Origin of the sequence: Streptomyces syringium (assembly GCF_017876625.1) — a bacterium.
Classification (GTDB): domain Bacteria; phylum Actinomycetota; class Actinomycetes; order Streptomycetales; family Streptomycetaceae; genus Streptomyces; species Streptomyces syringius.
This window is the reverse complement of record NZ_JAGIOH010000001.1, coordinates 3,521,900-3,539,205: the sequence shown is the minus strand read 5'-3', so window position 1 is coordinate 3,539,205 and position 17,306 is coordinate 3,521,900. Positions and strand designations below refer to the sequence as shown.

At 71.3% G+C, this 17,306-nt stretch carries 14 protein-coding genes; 11 read left to right on the top strand and 3 right to left on the bottom strand.

Going from position 1 to position 17,306, the window contains the following annotated elements:
• The first annotated feature begins 18 nt into the window (after nt 1-18).
• Genes nuoE through nuoN form a run of 10 tightly spaced genes read left to right on the top strand, consistent with a single transcriptional unit; the run spans nt 19 to nt 13,108 of the window.
• On the top strand, nt 19-852 hold the full coding sequence (nuoE, locus tag JO379_RS15590; protein ID WP_207303952.1) for an NADH-quinone oxidoreductase subunit NuoE: 834 nt from the start codon (nt 19-21) through the stop codon (nt 850-852).
• Nucleotides 849-2,210, top strand: coding sequence for an NADH-quinone oxidoreductase subunit NuoF (gene nuoF, locus JO379_RS15585; RefSeq protein ID WP_130878906.1), 1,362 nt, complete (start codon nt 849-851; stop codon nt 2,208-2,210). The genes nuoE and nuoF overlap by 4 nt, the downstream gene beginning before the upstream one ends.
• Entirely contained in the window at nt 2,207-4,732 is a 2,526-nt protein-coding gene (locus tag JO379_RS15580; RefSeq protein WP_209515411.1) for an NADH-quinone oxidoreductase subunit G, read from the top strand. The genes nuoF and JO379_RS15580 overlap by 4 nt, the downstream gene beginning before the upstream one ends.
• 47 nt (nt 4,733-4,779) lie before the next feature.
• On the top strand, nt 4,780-6,126 hold the full coding sequence (gene nuoH, locus JO379_RS15575) for an NADH-quinone oxidoreductase subunit NuoH (protein ID WP_130879198.1): 1,347 nt from the start codon (nt 4,780-4,782) through the stop codon (nt 6,124-6,126).
• The gene (gene nuoI, locus JO379_RS15570; RefSeq protein ID WP_209515408.1) at nt 6,116-6,766 is read left to right on the top strand and encodes an NADH-quinone oxidoreductase subunit NuoI; all 651 of its coding nucleotides are present in this window, start codon (nt 6,116-6,118) and stop codon (nt 6,764-6,766) included. Before nuoH ends, nuoI begins: the two co-directional genes overlap by 11 nt.
• A complete protein-coding gene (locus JO379_RS15565) occupies nt 6,763-7,602 on the top strand; it encodes an NADH-quinone oxidoreductase subunit J (RefSeq protein ID WP_130878909.1) in 840 nt (279 codons plus the stop codon). The genes nuoI and JO379_RS15565 overlap by 4 nt, the downstream gene beginning before the upstream one ends.
• Nucleotides 7,599-7,898 carry an NADH-quinone oxidoreductase subunit NuoK gene (nuoK, locus tag JO379_RS15560; RefSeq protein ID WP_130878910.1) on the top strand — a complete coding sequence of 100 codons (300 nt, stop codon included), beginning with the start codon at nt 7,599-7,601 and terminating at the stop codon, nt 7,896-7,898. The genes JO379_RS15565 and nuoK overlap by 4 nt, the downstream gene beginning before the upstream one ends.
• A 9-nt stretch (nt 7,899-7,907) precedes the next feature.
• Nucleotides 7,908-9,848: an NADH-quinone oxidoreductase subunit L gene (gene nuoL, locus JO379_RS15555; protein ID WP_130878911.1), complete on the top strand. Its 1,941-nt coding sequence runs from the start codon at nt 7,908-7,910 to the stop codon at nt 9,846-9,848.
• Between the two features lie 3 nt (nt 9,849-9,851).
• Nucleotides 9,852-11,459, top strand: a complete 1,608-nt coding sequence (locus tag JO379_RS15550) for an NADH-quinone oxidoreductase subunit M (RefSeq protein ID WP_130878912.1) — start codon at nt 9,852-9,854, stop codon at nt 11,457-11,459.
• Complete coding sequence (gene nuoN / locus JO379_RS15545; protein ID WP_209515405.1) at nt 11,456-13,108, top strand: NADH-quinone oxidoreductase subunit NuoN; 1,653 nt, start codon at nt 11,456-11,458, stop codon at nt 13,106-13,108. The genes JO379_RS15550 and nuoN overlap by 4 nt, the downstream gene beginning before the upstream one ends.
• An 85-nt stretch (nt 13,109-13,193) precedes the next feature.
• Here nuoN and JO379_RS15540 read toward each other — a convergent pair whose 3' ends face one another.
• From JO379_RS15540 to fahA, 3 genes are all read right to left on the bottom strand, one after another.
• Complete coding sequence (locus JO379_RS15540) at nt 13,194-13,700, bottom strand: hypothetical protein (protein WP_130878914.1); 507 nt, start codon at nt 13,698-13,700, stop codon at nt 13,194-13,196.
• 67 nt (nt 13,701-13,767) lie between these two features.
• A complete protein-coding gene (locus JO379_RS15535; RefSeq protein WP_209515403.1) occupies nt 13,768-14,460 on the bottom strand; it encodes a GOLPH3/VPS74 family protein in 693 nt (230 codons plus the stop codon).
• A complete protein-coding gene (fahA, locus tag JO379_RS15530) occupies nt 14,457-15,641 on the bottom strand; it encodes a fumarylacetoacetase (protein WP_209515401.1) in 1,185 nt (394 codons plus the stop codon). The genes JO379_RS15535 and fahA overlap by 4 nt, the downstream gene beginning before the upstream one ends.
• Before the next feature lie 445 nt (nt 15,642-16,086).
• Between fahA and JO379_RS15525 the strand changes: the two genes are divergently transcribed.
• Nucleotides 16,087-17,292: a carboxylate--amine ligase gene (locus tag JO379_RS15525; RefSeq protein WP_130879199.1), complete on the top strand. Its 1,206-nt coding sequence runs from the start codon at nt 16,087-16,089 to the stop codon at nt 17,290-17,292.
• Nucleotides 17,293-17,306: the final 14 nt, after the last annotated feature.

Genomic DNA, 17,306 nt, shown 5'->3' with positions numbered 1-17,306 from the left:
CAAGGGGTGCAGCTGGGGATGCCGCAGCTCCCCGCCCCCGACTACCCCGCCGAGGTCCGCGCCCGGCTCGACGCGGACGCGAAGGAGGTGATCGCCCGCTACCCCGACAGCCGCAGTGCGCTGCTGCCGCTGCTGCACCTCGTACAGGCCGAGGAGGGGCACGTCACCCGCACCGGTGTCCGCTTCTGCGCCGAGCAGCTCGGCCTGACCACCGCCGAGGTCACCGCGGTCTCGACCTTCTACACCATGTACCGCCGCCGGCCCAGTGGCGATTACCAGGTGGGGGTCTGCACCAACACCCTGTGCGCGGTGCTCGGCGGCGACGCCATCTTCGACGCGCTGAAAGAGCACCTGGGCGTCGGCAACGAGGAGACGACCCCCGACGGCAAGGTCACCCTCGAACACATCGAGTGCAACGCGGCCTGCGACTTCGCGCCCGTCGTGATGGTCAACTGGGAGTTCTTCGACAACCAGACCGTCGAGAGCGCCAAGCGGCTCGTCGACGACCTGCGGGCGGGACGCACCGTCGCGCCCACACGCGGCGCGCCCCTGTGCACCTACCAGGAGACGGCCCGCATCCTGGCCGGCTTCCCCGACGAGCGGCCGGGCGCCGTCGAGGCGACCGGTGGTGCCGGGCACGCCTCGCTGGCGGGGCTCCGGCTGGCCCGGGGCGAGAGCGGCCCGGCCCGGGTCGGCCCCCCGCGCGGCGGCGTACCGCAGCAGGACACCCCGCAGCATCACGACGAACAGCCGCCCCAGCGGCACCCCAGCTCGCACGACGCACCCCAGAAGACGTCCGACTCCGACCCGGACTTCCCGGCCGGGCCGATCGCCGAGGAGGGGGAGGGATGACCGTGGCAGCCGCTCTCAACGAAACCAGTCCCGAGAAGCTGCTCGCACCCGTGCTGAGCGCCTTCTGGGACCAGCCGGAGTCCTGGACGCTGGAGACCTACCGGCGCCACGACGGCTACCAGGGCCTGCGCAAGGCACTCGCGATGTCCCCCGACGAAGTGATCGCCTACGTCAAGGACTCCGGGCTGCGCGGCAGGGGCGGCGCGGGCTTCCCGACCGGGATGAAATGGCAGTTCATCCCGCAGGGCGACGGCAAACCGCACTACCTCGTCGTCAACGCGGACGAGTCCGAGCCGGGCACCTGCAAGGACATCCCGCTGCTCTTCGCCAATCCGCACTCCCTCATCGAGGGCATGCTGATCGCCTGTTACGCGATCCGCTCGGAACACGCCTTCATCTATCTGCGCGGCGAGACCGTCCCCGTACTGCGCCGGCTGCACGAGGCCGTGCGCGAGGCCCGCGCGGCGGGCTACCTCGGCCGGAACATCCTGGGCAGCGGACTCGACCTCGAGATCACCGTGCACGCGGGGGCGGGGGCGTACATCTGCGGCGAGGAAACGGCACTCCTCGACTCGCTCGAAGGCCGTCGCGGCCAGCCCCGGCTCCGGCCCCCCTTCCCCGCGGTCGCCGGCCTCTACGCCTGCCCCACCGTGGTGAACAACGTCGAGTCCATCGCCTCGGTTCCCGCGATCCTCAACCGCGGTAAGGACTGGTTCCGTTCGATGGGCAGCGAGAAGTCGCCAGGCTTCACGCTCTACTCCCTCAGCGGCCATGTCGCGGGCCCCGGCCAGTACGAGGCGCCGCTGGGGATCACGCTGCGCCAGCTGCTGGAGATGAGCGGCGGCATGCGCCCCGGCCACCGCCTGAAGTTCTGGACCCCGGGCGGCTCGTCCACCCCGATGTTCACCGACGAGCACCTCGACGTGCCGCTCGACTACGAGGCGGTGGGCGCCGCCGGATCGATGCTCGGCACCAAGGCCCTGCAGTGCTTCGACGAGACGACCTGCGTGGTGCGGGCCGTCACCCGCTGGACCGAGTTCTACGCCCACGAGTCCTGCGGCAAGTGCACACCCTGCCGCGAAGGCACGTACTGGCTGGTGCAGTTGCTCCGCGACATCGAAGCCGGCAAGGGGCGCATGGCCGACCTCGACAAGATCAACGACATCGCCGACAACATCAACGGCAAGTCCTTCTGCGCGCTCGGCGACGGCGCCGCGAGCCCGATCTTCTCCTCGCTGAAGTACTTCCGCGAGGAGTACGAACGGCACATCACCGGCAAGGGCTGCCCCTTCGACCCGGCCGCGTCGACGGTGTGGGCCGACGACACCAGGACGTCGCACCCGGAGGTGCACGCATGACCGTCACCACGTCCGCCCCCTCCGGAGGAGAGGCGGCACCGCCGCCGGACGATCTCGTCTCCGTCACCATCGACGGCATCGCCCTCTCCGTGCCCAAGGGCACGCTCGTCATCCGGGCCGCCGAGCTGCTCGGCATCGAGATCCCCCGGTTCTGCGACCACCCGCTGCTCGACCCGGCCGGCGCCTGCCGCCAGTGCATCGTCGAGGTCGAGGGCCAGCGCAAGCCGATGGCGTCCTGCACCATCACCTGCACCGACGGCATGGTGGTCAGGACCCAGCTCACCTCGCCCGTCGCCGAGAAGGCCCAGCGCGGGGTGATGGAGCTGCTGCTCATCAACCACCCGCTCGACTGCCCCGTCTGCGACAAGGGCGGCGAGTGCCCCCTGCAGAACCAGGCGATGTCCGCCGGGCAGTCCGACACCCGCTTCGAGGGCCCCAAGCGCACGTTCGAGAAGCCGGTGCCGCTCTCCCCCCAGGTGCTGCTGGACCGCGAGCGCTGCGTGCTGTGCGCGCGCTGCACCCGCTTCTCCGAGCAGATCGCGGGCGACCCGATGATCGAGCTCCTGGAGCGCGGCGCGCTCCAGCAGGTCGGCACGGGCGAGGGCGACCCCTTCGAGTCGTACTTCTCGGGCAACACCATCCAGATCTGCCCGGTGGGGGCGCTCACTTCGGCGGCGTACCGCTTCCGCGCCCGGCCCTTCGACCTGGTCTCCTCGCCGACGGTCTGCGAGCACTGCGCGGGCGGCTGCGCGACGCGCACGGACCACCGGCGCGGCAAGGTCATGCGCCGCCTCGCCGCCGACGACCCCGAGGTCAACGAGGAATGGGTGTGCGACAAGGGCCGCTTCGCGTTCCGCTACGCGCAGCGGCCGGACCGGCTGACGCACCCGCTCGTGCGGAACGCCGACGGCGTACTGGAGCCGGCGAGCTGGCCCGAGGCGCTCGACGCCGCGGCCCGCGGGCTGTCCGCCGCGCGCGGCCGGGCCGGGGTGCTCACGGGCGGACGGCTGACGGTCGAGGACGCCTACGCCTACGCCAAGTTCGCCCGCGTCGCCCTCGACACCCATGACATCGACTTCCGCGCCCGCGTGCACAGCGCGGAAGAGGCCGACTTCCTCGCGGCCCGGATCGCCGGCCGCGGCCGGGACATCGACGGCGGCGGGCTGACGTACGCGGCGCTGGAGAAGGCCCCGGCGGTGCTGCTCGTCGGATTCGAGGCGGAGGAGGAGGCGCCCGGGGTGTTCCTGCGGCTGCGCAAGGCGCACCGCAAGCACGGGCAGCGCCTCTTCGCCCTCGCCACGCACGCCACGCGCGGGCTGGTGAAGGCCGGCGGCACGCTGCTGCCCGCCGCCCCCGGCACCGAGACCGAGTGGCTGCGGGCGCTGGCGGACACCACCGGTCTCTCCGGCGGGCTCGACACGGGTGGCCGGGCCGCGGCCGACGCGCTGCGCGCCCCCGGCTCGGTGATCGTCGTGGGGGAGCGGACGGCGGCCGTGCCGGGCGCCCTGACCGCCGCCGTGGCGGCCGCCACGACGACGGGGGCGAGCCTGGTGTGGATCCCGCGCCGGGCGGGCGAGCGGGGCGCGCTGGAGGCGGGCGCCCTGCCGGGCCTGCTGCCGGGCGGCCGTCCGGCCACCGACCCGCGCGCGCGGGAGGAGACGGCCGTCGCGTGGGGCACGGGTGAACTGCCCCGCAGCCCCGGCCGGGACACCGGCCAGATCATCGAGGCGGCCGCCACGGGCGAGCTGGGTGCCCTGGTGGTGGCCGGGGTGGAGGTCGCGGACCTGCCCGACCCGGCACGCGCGCGTACCGCGCTGGACGCCATCGGCTTCCTCGTCAGCCTGGAACAGCGGCCGAGCGAGGTGACGGACCGGGCGGACGTGGTGCTGCCGGTCGCCGCGGTGGCGGAGAAGTCGGGCACGTTCCTCAACTGGGAGGGCCGGGCCCGCCCGTTCGAGCTCGCGATCAAACCGGACCAGGTGACGCGGCGCCATCTCATGCCGGACATCCGGGTGCTGCACATGCTCGCGGACGCCATGGGCGCGGCCCTCGCGCTGCCGGACGTCCCGGCCGCACGGGCGGAAATGGCCCGGCTCGGCACCTGGACCGGCGCGCACGCGGCGGACCCGGCCGAGTCCGCCCGCCCGCTGCCCGCCCCCCGGCCCGGCGAAGCGGTCCTCGCGGGCCACCGGCTGCTGCTCGACGAGGGACGGCTGCAGGACGGCGACGAAGCCCTCGCCGGCACCCGGCACGCGGCGCTCGCCCGGCTCTCCGCCGCCACGGCGGCGGAGGCGGGGGTGCGCGACGGCCAGCCGCTGGCGGTGACCGGCCCGGCCGGGACGGTGCGGCTGCCGCTCGCCGTCACGGCCATGCCGGACCGGGTGGTGTGGCTGCCGCTGAACTCCGTCGGCGGCTCGGTCGCCGACGCGGTGGGCGCGAGCCCGGGCGCGCTCGTACGGATCGGCCCGGACACCTCCGGGGCGGATACGGCCGGCACCGGTGCGCGGGAGGTCCGGCTGTGATCACGAACCTCGCCCCGCTCCACGAACTGGCCGCCGAGGACCTGTCGATGTTCGGCCGGGACCCCTGGTGGCTGATCGCCCTCAAGGCGGTCTTCTGCTTCGCGTTCGTCATGGTGACCGTGCTGCTCTCGATCGTCTTCGAGCGCAAGATCGTCGCCTGGATGCAGTTGCGCATCGGCCCCAACCGGCACGGCCCCTGGGGCATGCTGCAGTCCCTCGCGGACGGCATCAAGCTGATGCTCAAAGAGGACGTGATCGTCAAGCGCGCCGACAAGGCGGTCTATCTCCTCGCCCCGGTCGTCGCCGCCGTCCCGGCCTTCATGGCGATCGCGGTGATCCCCTTCGGCCCGGCCGGCAACGAGGTCTCCATCTTCGGCCAGCGCACGACGATGCAGCTCACCGATCTGCCGATCGCGGTGCTCTACATCCTGGCCACCGCCTCCATCGGCATCTACGGCATCGTCCTCGCGGGCTGGTCCTCCGGCTCGACCTATCCGCTGCTCGGCGGGCTGCGCTCCTGCGCGCAGATGATCTCCTACGAGATCGCGATGGGCGTCTCCTTCGCCGCCGTCTTCCTCTACTCCGGTTCCATGTCGACGTCGACGATCGTCGACGCGCAGGAGGACCGCTGGTATGTGCTGCTGCTGCCGGTGTCCTTCCTGATCTACATCGTGTCGATGGTCGGCGAGACCAACCGGGCGCCGTTCGACCTGCCCGAGTCCGAGGGCGACCTGGTCGGCGGCTTCAACACCGAGTACTCGTCGATCAAGTTCGCGATGTTCATGCTGGCCGAGTACGTCAACATGGTCACGGTCTCGGCGGTCGCGGTGACGCTCTTCCTGGGCGGCTGGCGGGCCCCGTACCCGGTCTCGGCGTTCTGGGAGGGCGCGAACCACGGCTGGTGGCCGATGCTCTGGTTCGTCATCAAGCTCCAGCTGCTGCTGTTCTTCTTCATCTGGCTGCGCGGCACGCTGCCGCGGCTGCGCTACGACCAGTTCATGAAGCTGGGGTGGAAGGTCCTCATCCCCGTCTCGATGGTCTGGCTGATGCTCGTCGCCACGGTGCGGGCGCTGCGCAACGAGCGGTACGACTTCCAGGAGATCGTGCTCTACGTCGGCGGCGCGGTCGTCGCGATCCTGCTGGTCTCCTTCGTGTTCGACATCTTCCGCGACCGCGGCGGGCAGCGGGACGGCGCCGACGGCGTGCCCGCCGAGCCGGGGCCCGGCTTCGACCCGATGGCGGGCGGCTTCCCCGTGCCGCCGCTGCCCGGGCAGACCCTGCCGCCGGTGCCCCGCCGGCGGTCGCGCCAGGACCGCGAGCTGATTGTCAGTGGTGGCGTCGATACTCTCAGTGACGACTCCCGTGACGGAAAGGAGGCCGGTGGTGCCTGCTGAGCCCTCCCGGGGGGACACCCCCCGGACCCCCTTCCAGAACCCCGTGGCCGGCTTCGGCGTGACCTTCAAGGCCATGTTCAAGAAGCGGCTCACCGAGCAGTACCCGGAGGAGAAAAAGCTCACCGCCCCCCGCTTCCACGGCCGTCACCAGCTCAACCGCCACCCCGACGGCCTGGAGAAGTGCGTCGGCTGCGAGCTGTGCGCGTGGGCCTGCCCGGCGGACGCGATCTATGTGGAGGGTGCGGACAACACCGACGAGGAGCGCTACTCCCCGGGTGAGCGCTACGGCCGCGTCTACCAGATCAATTACCTGCGCTGCATCCTCTGCGGCCTGTGCGTCGAGGCGTGCCCCACCCGGGCACTGACGATGACCAACGACTACGAGCTGGCCAACACCACTCGCGCCTCCCTCATCTACACCAAGGAGGAGCTGCTGGCGGGGCTCGACGACCGGATGGTCGACACCCCGCACGCGATCTTCCCCGGGATGACCGAGCAGGACTACTACCGCGGTCTGGTGACCGGCGCCGCACCCGGAACGGTCCAGCAGACCGCCGTCTCCAAGGGGGCCGCGCCGCAGGAGGGTGCCTCCGACTTCGGCCCCGAGGAGCCCGCCTCACGGAAGGTGGCCGGGAAATGAGTGCCGGTACGATCGCCTTCGCCGCCGCGTCCGCCACCTCCACGGGTGAGGCGGTCCAGTTCTGGGTGCTGGGCACCGTCGCCGTGCTCGGCGCGCTCGCCACCGTGTTGATGAAGAAGGCCGTGCACAGCGCCCTGTCGCTGGCCGCCACCATGATCATCCTGGCGGTCTTCTACCTCGCCAACGGCGCGTACTTCCTCGGCATCGTCCAGATCGTCGTCTACACCGGCGCGATCATGATGCTGTTCCTCTTCGTCGTCATGCTGGTCGGCGTCACCGCCGCCGACTCCCTCAAGGAGACCATCAGGGGACAGCGCTGGCTCGCCGCCTGCTGCGGGCTGGGCTTCGGCATCCTGCTCATCGCCGGCCTCGGCAATGCCTCGCTCCGCCAGTTCAACGGACTCGGCCAGGCCAACTCCGGTGGCAACGTCCAGGGCCTCGCCGCCCTCATCTTCACCAAGTACGTCTTCGCCTTCGAGCTCACCGGCGCCCTGCTGATCACCGCCGCCGTCGGCGCGATGGTGCTCACCCACCGCGAGCGCGCCGAGCGTGCCGCGACCCAGCGCGAGCTGTCCGAGGCGCGCGTCCGGGAAGGCAAGCAGCTGCCGCCGCTGCCCGCACCCGGCGTCTACGCCCGGCACAACGCCGTGGACATCCCCGGCCTGCTGCCCGACGGCACGCCCTCCGAGCTCACCGTCAGCCCGACGCTCCGCGCCCGGGGCCAGATCCGTGACGTATCCGGCCAGGCGCTCGCCGAGCTGGCGGCCCTGGAGCAGCGCTCCGGGGACTGGGTGGAGCGCGGCCACAGCGAGGACACGAAGGGGGCCGCGAAGTGAGCCCGGTCAACTACCTCTATCTGGCGGCGCTGTTGTTCACCATCGGAGCGGCCGGCGTGCTGATCCGGCGGAACGCGATCGTCGTCTTCATGTGCGTCGAGCTGATGCTGAACGCCTGCAATCTGGCGTTCGTCGCCTTCTCCCGGATGCACGGCAATCTCGACGGCCAGATCATCGCCTTCTTCACGATGGTCGTGGCCGCCGCCGAAGTCGTCGTCGGCCTGGCGATCATCATGACGATCTTCCGCTCCCGCCACTCGGCCTCGGTCGACGACGCCAGCCTGCTGAAGCTGTAAGGGGACGCTGTGGAGAACCTCATCGGATTGCTCGTCGCGGCACCGCTGCTGGGCGCGGCCCTGCTGCTGTGCGGCGGGCGGCGGCTGGACAAGAGCGGCCATTGGATCGGCACCCTGCTCGCGGCCGTGTCGTTCGCCATCGGCGTGGTGCTCTTCGCCGACATGCTGGGCCGTGACGGCGAGCGGCGCGCCCTGCACACCACGGTGTTCAGCTGGGTGCCGGTCGGCGGCTTCCGGGCGGACGTCGGCTTCCAGCTCGACCAGCTGTCGATGACCTTCGTCCTGCTGATCACGGGCGTGGGCACGCTGATCCACCTCTACTCGGTCGGCTATATGGAGCACGACGAGAAGCGGCGGCGCTTCTTCGGCTATCTGAACCTGTTCCTCGCCGCGATGCTGTTGCTCGTCGTCGCCGACAACTACCTGCTGCTGTACGTGGGCTGGGAGGGCGTCGGCCTCGCCTCGTTCCTGCTGATCGGCTTCTGGCAGCACAAGCCCAGCGCGGCCACCGCCGCGAAGAAGGCGTTCATCGTCAACCGTGTCGGTGACGTCGGCCTCTCGATCGCGATCATGCTGATGTTCACCACCTTCGGCACCTTCGCCTTCGGGCCGGTCCTGGAGAGCGCGGGCGACGCGGGGCAGGGCAAGCTGACGGCCGTCGCGCTGATGCTGCTCCTCGCCGCCTGCGGAAAGTCCGCCCAGGTGCCGCTGCAGTCCTGGCTCGGTGACGCGATGGAGGGCCCGACCCCGGTCTCGGCCCTCATCCACGCGGCGACGATGGTGACCGCCGGGGTGTATCTGATCACCCGCTCCGGGGCGATCTTCAACGGCGCTCCGGACGCCCAGTTGGCGGTCGTCACGGTCGGCGCGGTCACGCTGCTCTTCGGTGCGATCGTCGGTTGCGCGAAGGACGACATCAAGAAGGCCCTGGCCGGCTCGACCATGTCCCAGATCGGGTACATGATCCTCGCAGCCGGGCTCGGCCCGATCGGCTATGTCTTCGCCATCATGCACCTGGTGACCCACGGCTTCTTCAAGGCCGGCCTCTTCCTCGGGGCGGGATCGGTCATGCACGGCATGAACGGCGAGGTCGACATGCGGCGTTACGGCGGCCTGCGGAAGTACATGCCGGTCACGTTCGTCACCTTCGGCCTCGGCTATCTCGCCATCATCGGCTTCCCCGGTCTGTCCGGCTTCTTCTCCAAGGACAAGATCATCGAGGCCGCCTTCGCCAAGGGCGGCACGGAGGGCTGGATCCTCGGCGGGGTGGCACTGCTCGGCGCGGCCATCACGGCGTACTACATGACCCGGGTCATGATCATGACCTTCTTCGGTGACAAGCGCTGGCAGCCGGCCCCGTCCGCGCAGGAGCCCGGTGCTGAGCCGGCCGCGGGGACGGAAGGGGCCGGGGAGCTGCCCCACCCGCACGAGTCGCCGCGGACGATGACGATCCCCATGGTCGTGCTGGCCTTCGGATCGGTCTTCGCCGGCGGGCTGTTCAGCCTCAACGACGCCTTCCTGAAGTGGCTGGAGCCCGTCACCGGTCACGCGCACGGGAATTCGCCGGTCAGTGCCCTGACGGTGACGGCCGCGACCGTGGTGGTGCTCGTCGTCGGCGTCACGCTCGCCTGGTTCCAGTACGGGCGCGGTCCCGTTCCGGTCACCGCGCCGCGCGGCAGCCTGCTGACCCGGGCCGCCCGCCGCGATCTGCTCCAGGACGACTTCAACCACGTGGTGCTGGTCCGCGGCGGCGAGCACCTCACCCGCAGCCTGGTCTACGTCGACCACAGCCTGGTCGACGGCGTCGTCAACGGCACCGCCGCCTCCGTCGGCGGGCTCTCGGGCCGGATGCGCAAGCTGCAGAACGGTTACGCGCGCAGTTACGCGGTCTCGATGTTCGGCGGTGCGGCGGTGCTCATCGTCGCCACCCTGCTGATGAGGGCGGTCTGATCCATGTCATTTCCCCTGCTGACGGCCACGGCCGTGGTTCCCGCGCTCGGCGCGGTCCTCACCGCCGCCGTCCCGGCCGCGCGGCGCTCGGCCGCCAAGTGGCTCGCACTGGTCTTCTCGCTCGCCACCCTGGCGCTCGCCGCCGTCCAGCTCGTGCGGTTCGACCCGGGCGCCGAGGGACCGTTCCAGCTCACCGAATCCCACGCCTGGATCAAGGACTTCGGGGTCCGCTACGAGCTGGGCGTGGACGGCATCGCGGTCGTGCTGATCGCCCTGACCGCCCTGCTGATCCCCTTCGTGATCCTGGCCGGCTGGCACGACGCCGATCCCCTTGAGACGACGTCGTCGCGCTGGCGGCCCACCCAGGGCTTCTTCGCTCTGATCCTCATGGTCGAGGCGATGGTGGTGATCTCCTTCGAGGCCACCGACGTCTTCCTCTTCTACATCTTCTTCGAAGCCATGCTGATCCCGATGTACTTCCTCATCGGCGGCTTCGGCGACCGGGCCGGCGGGCGCGGCGCGGAGGAGACGGCGGCCCAGCGGTCGTACGCGGCCGTGAAGTTCCTGCTCTACAACCTGGCCGGCGGGCTGATCATGCTGGCCGCCGTCATCGGGCTGTACGTGGTCACCGCCGACCAGCTCGGCACCGGCACCTTCTCCCTCCAGGAGATCGTCCAGGCCCGGGCCGACGGCAAGCTGGACATCGCCACCAGCACCGAACGGGCGCTGTTCCTCGGCTTCTTCTTCGCCTTCGCGGTGAAGGCGCCGCTGTGGCCGCTGCACACCTGGCTGCCCAATGCCATGGGCGAGGCCACCGCCCCCGTCGCCGTGCTGATCACCGCCGTGGTCGACAAGGTCGGCACCTTCGCGATGCTGCGCTTCTGCCTCCAGCTCTTCCCGGAGGCCTCCAAGTGGGCGACGCCCGTGATCCTGGTGCTCGCGCTCGTGAGCATCCTCTACGGCGCGCTCCTCGCGGTCGGCCAGCGGGACATCAAGCGGCTGGTCGCCTACGCCTCGATCTCGCACTTCGGCTTCATCATCCTCGGCATCTTCGCGATGACCACCCAGGGCCAGGGCGGCGCGACGCTCTACATGGTCAACCACGGCATCTCCACGGCCGCGCTGATGCTCGTCGCGGGCTTCCTGATCTCGCGGCGCGGCTCCCGGCTCATCGCCGACTACGGCGGCGTCCAGAAGGTCGCCCCCGTCCTCGCGGGGACGTTCCTCGTCGGCGGACTGGCCACCCTGTCGCTGCCGGGGCTCGCGCCCTTCGTCTCCGAATTCCTGGTCCTGGCCGGCACGTTCAGCCGGTATCCGGTCATCGGGGCCATCGCGACGTTCGGCATCGTGCTCGCCGCGCTGTACGTCCTCGTGCTGTACCAGCGCACCATGACCGGCCCGGTGAAGGACTCCGTCCGGGGCATGCCGGACCTGCGGGTGCGTGAGCTGGTCGTCGTCGCTCCGCTGATCGCCCTGCTGATCTTCCTCGGCGTCTATCCGAAACCGGTGACCGAGATCGTCGACCCGGCCGTCGAGCACACGATGACCCAGGTGGACAAGGTCGACCCCAAGCCCGATCTGCCCGTGACCGATGTGGAGGCCGCGAAGTGAGCCACGCAGCACCCGTCCACAGCCTGTGGACACTGGCGGCCGACCCCCCGAGGGAGATCCCCGCGCCGCACATCGAGTACGCCCAGCTGGCGCCGACGCTGATCGTGCTCGGCGTCGCCGTCCTGGGCATTCTCGTCGAGGCGTTCCTGCCGCGCCGCGCCCGGTACCACGCACAGCTCCTGCTGTCCGTCGTCGGCCTCGCCGCCGCCTTCGCCGCCGTCGTCGCCCTGGCGGCGGGCGGTCACGCGGGCGAGAAGGCGCAGATCGCCGCCATGGGGGCCGTCGCCGTCGACGGTCCGGCGCTGTTCCTCCAGGGCACCATTCTCCTCGTCTCACTGATCGCCGTCTTCACCTTCGCCGAGCGCCGGCTCGACCCCGCCGCGCACGGCAACCGGGTCGACTCCTTCGCCGCGCAGGGCTCCGCCGTCCCGGGCGGAGAGGCCGAACAGGCCGCGGTGAAGGCCGGGTTCACCACCACCGAGGTCTTCCCGCTCGCGCTCTTCGCGATCGGCGGGATGCTGGTCTTCCCCGCGGCGAACGACCTGTTGACGCTCTTCGTCGCGCTGGAGGTCTTCTCCCTCCCGCTGTACGTGCTGTGCGCGCTGGCCCGCCGCCAGCGGCTGCTCTCGCAGGAGTCGGCCGTCAAGTACTTCCTGCTCGGTGCCTTCTCCTCCGCCTTCCTGCTCTTCGGCGTGGCCCTCCTCTACGGCTACGCGGGCACCGTCACGTACTCCGGCATCGCCGAGGTGGTGAGCGGCACCACGCGCACGGTCGACCCCGCCCTGGCCTCCACCATGGGCAATGACGCGCTGCTGCTGATCGGCGGGGCGCTGGTGCTGATGGGCCTGCTGTTCAAGGTCGGCGCGGTGCCGTTCCACATGTGGACCCCCGACGTCTACCAAGGCGCCCCGACGCCCGTCACCGGCTTCATGGCGGCCGCGACGAAGGTCGCCGGCTTCGGCGCCCTGCTGCGGCTGCTGTACGTGGTGCTGCCGGGGATGCGCTGGGACTGGCGGCCGGTCATGTGGGGCGTCGCGATCGTCACGATGCTGCTCGGCGCGATCGTGGCCGTGACGCAGACGGATGTGAAGCGGCTGCTGGCCTACTCCTCCATCGCCCACGCGGGGTTCATCCTCGCCGGTGTCATCGCGGCCAGCCCGGACGGCGTCTCCTCCGTGCTGTTCTACCTCGCCGCGTACTCCTTCGTGACGCTCGGCGCCTTCTCGGTCGTGACGCTGGTGCGCGACGCGGGCGGCGAGGCCACGCACCTGTCGAAGTGGGCCGGTCTCGGGCGGCGTTCGCCCCTGGTCGCAGCCGTCTTCGCGGTCTTCCTGCTGGCCTTCGCGGGCATTCCGCTCACGAGCGGCTTCGCCGGAAAGTTCGCCGTCTTCAAGGCGGCGGCGCAGGGCGGCGCCGGGACGCTCGTCATCGTGGGTGTGCTGTCCTCGGCCATCGCCGCGTTCTTCTACGTCCGGGTGATCGTGCTGATGTTCTTCAGCGAGCCGAAGGCCGACGGCCCGACGGTGGCCGTGCCCAGCGTGCTCACCTCCACGGCCATCGCCGTCGGCGTCGCCGTCACCGTCGTCCTCGGGGTGGCCCCGCAGTACTTCCTGGATCTCGCGGGCCAGGCGGGCACGTTCGTGCGCTAGCCGCCACGGACGCGGTACGGACGTCACGCCGCTGCCCGGCACCCCACGGGGTGCCGGGCAGCGGCGCGTCCGGGTACCGGAGCCGTCAGCCCGCCGGGATGGTCGGGGTGTCGATCTTCGGCATCTCGATCTTCGGCATCTCGACCTTGATGGGGTCCTTGGTGAAGTCCTCGGTCGGGCCGTTGTCCCAGCTGACCGTGAGCTTCTTGCCGTCGGCCGACAGGGTGGCGGTGCCCTTGGCGCGGGTGTTGTCGCTCGCGTTGCACTTGAGGTCGAGCTTCGCCGTGGTGCCGGACTTCGTCGCCGGGCCGTTGCACACCGCACCGGCGGAGGCGGAGATGGCCGTGGTGCTCATGATGGTCACCCGGACGATCTCGGTGCCCTTCTGGCGGTTCCACATGCCGTCCATCCTGGCGGGGTCCCCGGCGCCGGGCTTGGCGGACTCCCCGCCCGCGCCCGGCTTGTCGGACGCCGGGGCCGTGGCCCCGGTCTCCTTGTCCTTCTTCTTGCCGTCGTCGCTTCCGCTGCCACAACCGGTCATCAGCACAGCGGCGATGAGCGCCGCCCCCGTGAACTGCGCTGCCTTGCGCACGTACTACTCCTCAGACGTCGAACAGGACATGCCAAGTTAGCAGCCCCGTTCCGGCGGGCCGGGGCGTTCAGTCGCCCCCGCCTCCGCCCCCTCCGCCGTCGCCGCCACCGTCACCGCCGAAGCCACCGGAACCGCTGGACTTGTCGGCCTGGACGTTGCGGCGCACCGCCTTGGCCGTCCAGGAATGGTCCAGGGCGTCCCGCATGGCCGAGCGTTGGTGCCGCGCGCCCCAGCCGGGGTAGAGGACACCGCCGACGCCTATGGCGAACACCAGGGCGGCCAGCGCCCGGGAGCGCGGGTCGGGCCAGCCCGCCGTCCGCGCCGCCTCGAACCGCCGCCGGGTCTCGCTGGTCAGATCGACCGGCCCGACGGGATACCGCGTGTACGGGAAGAGGCCGAGCGCCCGCCGCCGCTCCGCGCGCACGGCCCGCCGCTCCACCAGCCCCGTGAGCCAGGGCTCCTCCACGTGCCGGGCGGCGGTCCGCACCCAGCGGTATGTCTTCGGCGCCTTGGCGCCGGGCTCACCGAGGCTCCGCAGAGCCCCGGCCAGCCGCCGGTCGGCCGGCGGTGCGCCCGGGAGCACGACCGGGCGCACCCGGTCCTCCCTGATGTGCCCGCCCAGCTGGAGTTCGGCCAGTACGGCCCCGGCCATGCCGTACCCCAGATACCGGGCGCTGCACAGCCTGTTGCCCTTTTCGGGGTGGAGGGCGAGCAGCAGCAGCTCTTCCGGCAGCGTGAGGTCCGGCGTGCCGTGGTTCATGGCGCGGTGGTGCCGTGCGCGGGGACGATACGGCCGGTGACCTCGCCGAGCCCGATCCGGGCGCCGCCCGGACCCGGCGCCCAGGCCGTCAGGGTGACCTCGTCGCCGTCCGCCAGGTACGGGCCCTTGCCCTCGGTGAGCTCGAGGAGGCAGCCGCGCTGGTCGGGCTCGGGGCCGCTGACCGTGCCGGAGGCGTAGAAGTCGCCCGTGCGCAACGAGGCGCCGTTGACCGTCATATGGGCCAGCTGCTGGGCCGCCGTCCAGTACATGGCGGCGAACGGCGGCCGGGCGACGGTCTCGCCGTTGATGCGCACCTCGATGCGCAGGTCGATGCCGCCCGGCTCGCTGTCGGTGTCGTCGAGGTAGGGCAGCAGCGGGTGGGTGCGCTCCGGCGGCGCGGTGCGGGCCTCGTCGAAGGCGTCGAGCGGGGTGATCCACGCGGAGACGGAGGTCGCGAAGGACTTGCCGAGGAACGGGCCGAGCGGCACGTACTCCCAGGCCTGGATGTCGCGCGCCGACCAGTCGTTGACGAGGCAGACGCCGAAGACGTGCTTGCGGAAGCCGTCGAGGCCGACCGGGGTGTTCTCCGGTGCCGGGGTGCCGACGACGAAGCCCACCTCGGCCTCGATGTCGAGCCGCACGGACGGCCCGAAGACGGGCGTGGCGTCGGCGGGGGTCTTGCGCTGGCCCTGGGGGCGCACGACGTCGGTGCCGGAGACCACGATCGTCCCGGCGCGGCCGTGGTAGCCGATGGGCAGGTGCTTCCAGTTGGGCGTGAGCGGCTCGCCGTCGGGCCGGAAGATCTTGCCGACGTTGGTGGCGTGGTGCTCGCTCGCGTAGAAGTCGACGTAGTCGGCGACCTCGAACGGCAGCCGCAGCGTCACCTCGGCGAGCGGGTGGAAGTGCTCCCCGGTGAGCCAGGAGCGGACCTCGGCGCGCACGGCCTGCCACACGGGGCGTCCGGCGGCGAGCAGGGGGTTGAGCGTCGGCTGGTCCAGCAGCGCGGCGTGCGCGGAGCCGTGGGCGGCCGCGGCGGCCGCCGCGTCGAGCACGAAGTCGCCGTAACGGACACCGATCCGGGGGTGGTCCGGGGCGTCGGGCGTCGTGAACACGCCGTAGGGGAGGGTGGCCGCGCCGAAGGGGTCGCCTTCGGACAGTTCGCGGGGGCGGTGCTCGGGCATGGGACGCTGCCTCGCTTTCTCCGGGACGCTCCTGGAGGGCCGGTGGGAACTGGGCACCACATTACGTGCTGGCCGCCGCGTGGAGCCTGCCCGGCGGCTTTCGGCTGTGCACCTCCGCTGCGCGGCGGTGTCCTCGATCGCCGGACGGGCCGGATGTGGCTGACCTCAGCCGAAACAGCCCGTCCGGCGATCGAGGACGCGCCCGCAGGGCGCCCGCCGCCGCAGGCGGCTCGAACGGTTGCGCAAGCGCTGGTCGCGCGCCGTCCGTACACCCGCCAAAGAGCTGGCAATGTCCCGGATTGCCTTGCTGGAAGCGGTAGTTCCGAAGTAGCGTCCTGTGTCGAGTCACACACAGTGGGGGGCCGCTGCGGGTGAGTGGCCGAGGGGGGTGCTGGTGGCGAGCAGAAGCACGCCCATCGCGGCGGACCGGTCGGTGCCCGGGCTGATGGTGAAGATCGGCGGCTATCCCCTGCACCACGGCGGCGTCGGCGCGATCCGCAGTCTCGGCCGGCTCGGGATCCCGATGTACGCCATCACCGAGGACCGCTGGACCCCCGCCGCGCTCTCCCGCTATCTGGACCGTGCCTTCGTCTGGCCCACCACCGGCACCGAGCGGTCCGAGGAGCTGGTCGACGGGCTGCTGACGATCGGGCGGTCCATCGGGCGCCCCACGGTCCTGGTGCCGACCGACGAGGAGGCGGCGGTGCTCATCGCCGAGCACGCCGAGGCACTGTCCGGGCCGTTCCTCTTCCCACCGGTGGAGCGGGGATTACCCCGCCGGCTCGCCAGCAAGCAGGGGCTGTACGAGCTGTGCGTGGAGCACGGGGTGCCCGCCCCGGCGTCCCTCTTCCCCGCCTCCTACGAGGAGATCGAGAAGTATGCGACGACCGCCCGCTTCCCCCTGGTGGCCAAGAACCGGGAGGCGTTCGAACGCCGCCGGCAGCCCGCCGTGCACGGCACGACGCGGATAGGCGGCCCCCGTGAGCTGCTGGATCTGGCACGCGGCTGGGGGCGGATGCCGGGGGTGATCCTCCAGGAGTATCTGCCGCGCGAGGACGCCGAGGACTGGATCGTCCACGCGTACTTCGACGCGGAGAGCGCGCCGCTGGCGATGTTCACCGGGGTCAAGGTGCGTTCCTGGCCCCCGCACGCGGGCATGACGGCCAACGCCTACGTCGTCGACAATCCCGAACTCGCCGCGATGGCAGCGCAGTTCATCAAGCAGATCGGCTTCAGCGGCATCATCGACCTGGACTGGCGCTACGACCGCCGCGACGGCCGTTACAAACTCCTGGATTTCAACCCCCGCATGGGTGCGCAGTTCCGTCTCTTCGAGAGCGTGGCGGGCATCGACGTCGTCCGCGCCCAGCATCTGGACCTCACCGGCCGTGAGGTCCCCGAGGGGGAGCAGCGCGCGGGCCGCCGCTTCGTCGTGGAGAACATCGACCTGCCCGCGCTCGCCGCCTACCGCCGCAGCGGTTACACCACCCCCCACGCACCCGTCCGGGCCAGCGGCACCGAGCTGGCCTGGGCCGCGGCGGACGACATGAAGCCGTTCTTCACCATGCTCGCCCGGTTCATACGACCGGGCGCGCGGCACCTGTGGCAGCTGTGGCGATCCCGTCGCCGTGCCGCTGCCGTCGTCGAGTAACGCCCTGGGAGGGG